The sequence below is a fragment of the Streptomyces sp. R818 genome (assembly GCF_056172735.1).
In genome coordinates, this window is record NZ_JAOCNE010000004.1 from 45,312 (window position 1) to 48,414 (window position 3,103).

The 3,103-nt window shown below is 73.6% G+C and carries 4 protein-coding genes; 2 read left to right on the top strand and 2 right to left on the bottom strand.

The window, feature by feature from the left end; translation table 11 throughout:
- Positions 1-1,326: sensor histidine kinase (locus tag N5I75_RS13095; protein WP_476677107.1), on the top strand; the 1,326-nt coding region annotated here is incomplete at its 5' end.
- Between the two features lie 35 nt (positions 1,327-1,361).
- Here the strand turns inward: N5I75_RS13095 and N5I75_RS13100 are convergent.
- Positions 1,362-2,081 carry a response regulator gene (locus tag N5I75_RS13100; RefSeq protein WP_476677109.1) on the bottom strand — a complete coding sequence of 240 codons (720 nt, stop codon included), beginning with the start codon at positions 2,079-2,081 and terminating at the stop codon, positions 1,362-1,364.
- A 117-nt stretch (positions 2,082-2,198) separates the two neighbouring features.
- The gene (locus tag N5I75_RS13105) at positions 2,199-2,657 is read right to left on the bottom strand and encodes a Crp/Fnr family transcriptional regulator (protein ID WP_476677111.1); all 459 of its coding nucleotides are present in this window, start codon (positions 2,655-2,657) and stop codon (positions 2,199-2,201) included.
- Positions 2,658-2,922: 265 nt separating this feature from the next.
- Between N5I75_RS13105 and N5I75_RS13110 the strand changes: the two genes are divergently transcribed.
- Positions 2,923-3,103: hypothetical protein (locus N5I75_RS13110; RefSeq protein ID WP_476677113.1), on the top strand; the 181-nt coding region annotated here is incomplete at its 3' end.

Consider the following 3,103-nt stretch of genomic DNA (forward strand, 5'->3'; position numbering starts at 1 on the left):
TTCCCGCCGCACCATCCGCCGATGCACACCTTCGTCGGGGTGCCCATCCGGGTGCGCGACGACGTGTTCGGCAATCTGTACCTGACGCAGAAGCGCGGCGGCATGGACTTCGACGACGAGGACGTGGCGGTGCTGCAGACGCTCGGCGCCGCCGCGGGCGTCGCGATCGAGAACGCGCGCCTGTACGAGGAGGTGCAACTGCGGGAGCGCTGGCTGTCGTTGAGCGCCGAGTTCACCGGCAGCCTGCTCTCCGGCGCGGCCGAGATGCCGGTGCTGCGGCTCATGGTGGAGCGGGCCCGGGAGATCGCCGCGGCGGACCTCGGCATGGTGGCGCTCGTCATCCCCGGCACCGAGAACCTGCACGAGACGCTGGCCCTCGGCGAGCACGCGGAGGCCCATCATGACGTGACGCTGCCCCGCAAGGGCACGTTCGCGGGCGCCGCCCTCGCCTCGGGGAAGCTGGTCACCTCGGACGACGTGCGCAAGGACCCGCGCATCACGTATCAGCCGGCCCGCTGGGAGGGGCTCGGCCCCGCCGTCGCCGTGCCCATCGGCACACCGGAGAGCGTGCGCGGGGTGCTCACGCTCGCGCGCCGGGCGGAGCGGCAGCGGTTCGCCGCCGCCGAGCTGGTGCCCCTGGTCGGCTTCGCCGGGCAGGCCGCGCTCGCCCTGGAGCTGGCGGAGCGGCGCCGCGACGCGGAGCAGATGAGCCTTCTGGAGGACCGCGACCGGATCGCCCGGGACCTGCACGACCTGGCGATCCAGCGGCTGTTCGCGACCGGGATGACGCTGCAGAGCGCGCAGCGGTTCGTGCAGCACCCGGAGGCCGCGGAGCGCCTGATGCGGGCGGTGGACGACCTCGACACCACCATCAAGATCATCCGCTCCACCATCTTCGGCCTGCGCGAACAGGAGGCGCCGCCGTCCGGGAGCGGCCTGCGGATCCGGACGGTGCGGGCCGTGGAGGACGCGGCGCGGGTCCTCGGCTTCACCCCGGCGCTGCGCATGGAGGGCCTGATCGATGTGGACGTGCCCCTGGCCGTCGCCGACGACGCCGTGGCGGTGCTCGGCGAGGCGCTGACGAACGTGGCACGGCACGCGCGCGCGTCCAAGGCGGAGGTCGCGCTCCTCGTCCGCGGCCGGACCCTGACCCTGGTCGTCGAGGACGACGGCGTGGGCATCCCGGACGTGGCGGACGAGCACCGCAGCGGCCTGGCGAACATGGCGGCGCGCGCCCGTGGCCGCGGCGGCACGCTGACCCTGGCCCGGCGGGAGAGCAACGGCACCCGCCTGGAGTGGCACGTACCGCTGCAGAAGGGAACGTGACAGGGCGACTGACGGGACAGGGCGACTGGCGGGAACTACTGCGGGCGCGGTGGCAGCCTGCTGGCCATCACCGCCGCCTGGATGCGCCGCTCCACGCCCAGCTTGGCGAGCAGGCGCGAGATGTTGTTCTTCACGGTCTTCTCGGACAGGAACAGGCGCAGGCCGATCTGCCGGTTGGTCAGCCCCTCGCCCACCAGCGCCAGGATGTCCCGCTCCCGCTCGGTGAGATCGGCGATCCGGTGGTCCGCCGAGACGGCGGAGTCCGGGGAGTCGGAGCCGCCGTGCTCCGCGCCGTAGGACTCGGGCCCGCGCAGGCTGCGCATCAGCCGCGCCGTCGTCGCCGGGTCGAGCATGGACTGGCCCGAGGCGACGGTCCGTACGGCGGAGACCAGGTCGGAGCCCCTGATCTGCTTCAGCACATATCCGGCCGCGCCCGCCATGATGGCGTCGAGCAGCGCGTCGTCGTCGTCGAACGACGTCAGCATCAGGCAGTGGAGACCGGGAAGCAGGCCGCGCAGTTCACGGCAGACGGTGATGCCGTCGCCGTCCGGGAGACGGACGTCGAGCACGGCGACGTCGGGGCGCAGCGCGGGACCCCTGACGAGGGCCTGCGCAGCGGTCGCGGCCTCGCCGACGACCTCCATGTCGGGTTCGGCGCCGAGCAGGTCCCGCAGGCCCCGGCGGACCACCTCGTGGTCGTCGAGCAGCAGGATCCGGATGGGACGGTCCGCGGAGAAGGCGAGTGGCTCGGGCATACGTCCCCCTCGGATGTGGTGTCCCTAGATCCTGCGGCCCCGCACGGTGATCCGCCAGGGCCGAACGGCCCCGACCGGCGCGGCGGTCAGGGCCTGTCAGGGCCGTCGGGCGGGAGCTCAGGCCGCGTCGTACCCGTAGGGGGCGTAGAGGTCGAGGAGGCGTGAGCGGGTGACGCTGAGGCGGTGGGCGAGGATCTGGCCGACCCACTGGGCGACGAACGAGCCGAGTCCGGGGTCGGACGCGCACATCAGGCGCACGGTGAACGCGTCGAACTCGTGGGCGCGCACCGGGGTCTCGGCCTGCGCCCCGAACTGCCACACGTAGGGCGGGAACAGCCAGGACCAGCCGATCAGTTCGCCCCGGCCGAGCGACTCGACGACGGGGGCCCGCCGGCCCGGTACGCGCATGTCCAGGGCGACGCTGCCGCTGCGCAGGATCCAGAAGCGGTCCGCGCGCGACCCCTCGTCGAAGAGCCTGGCGTTCTGCGGGAAGGTGACCTCACGGGCGATGCGCATCAGCCGGCCGCGGTGTTCCTCGGGCAGGGTCTGGCTCAGGCGCGGGGCCATGGTGGTCATGGGCTGCCTCCTTTCGGGGGCGCGCCACGACGGCCGGGAACACTTCCCTCCGGTTACCGCCCGCCCGGGCCGGCGTGGGTCGGCGCGTGGCCCGGACGGCGGTCGTCGCACTGACCGGACTGCCGTCGTGCGATACCTCGACGATCGCCGGACGCGCCCGCTCCGCCCAGGGGCCGAACGGCCCTGACCAGGGGGCCTGTCGGATCGGACGGCGGGCCGACATTCGTACAGGACGGGACGGGCCCGCCTCGCCGGCATCGGGGGAATGACCCGTCACGAGAAGCCGTACGGCGGCGAATTGCCGCACGGAACGCATGTCGTACGGGACGGCCGTGGCCGCGGCGGACAGCGGCTGCGGCTGCGGCTGCGGCTGCGGCGACCGGACCCCTCCGCACCGTGTCAGGCGTGCCGGCGCCCCCACACCGGCTCCACCCGGCTCCACTCCC

What these genes read in the sequence shown, in the direction of transcription:
- N5I75_RS13100 (WP_476677109.1), bottom strand. Translation starts at nt 2,081, where the DNA reads ATGCCCGAGCCACTCGCCTTCTCCGCGGACCGTCCCATCCGGATCCTG.
- N5I75_RS13105 (WP_476677111.1), bottom strand. Translation starts at nt 2,657, where the DNA reads ATGACCACCATGGCCCCGCGCCTGAGCCAGACCCTGCCCGAGGAACAC.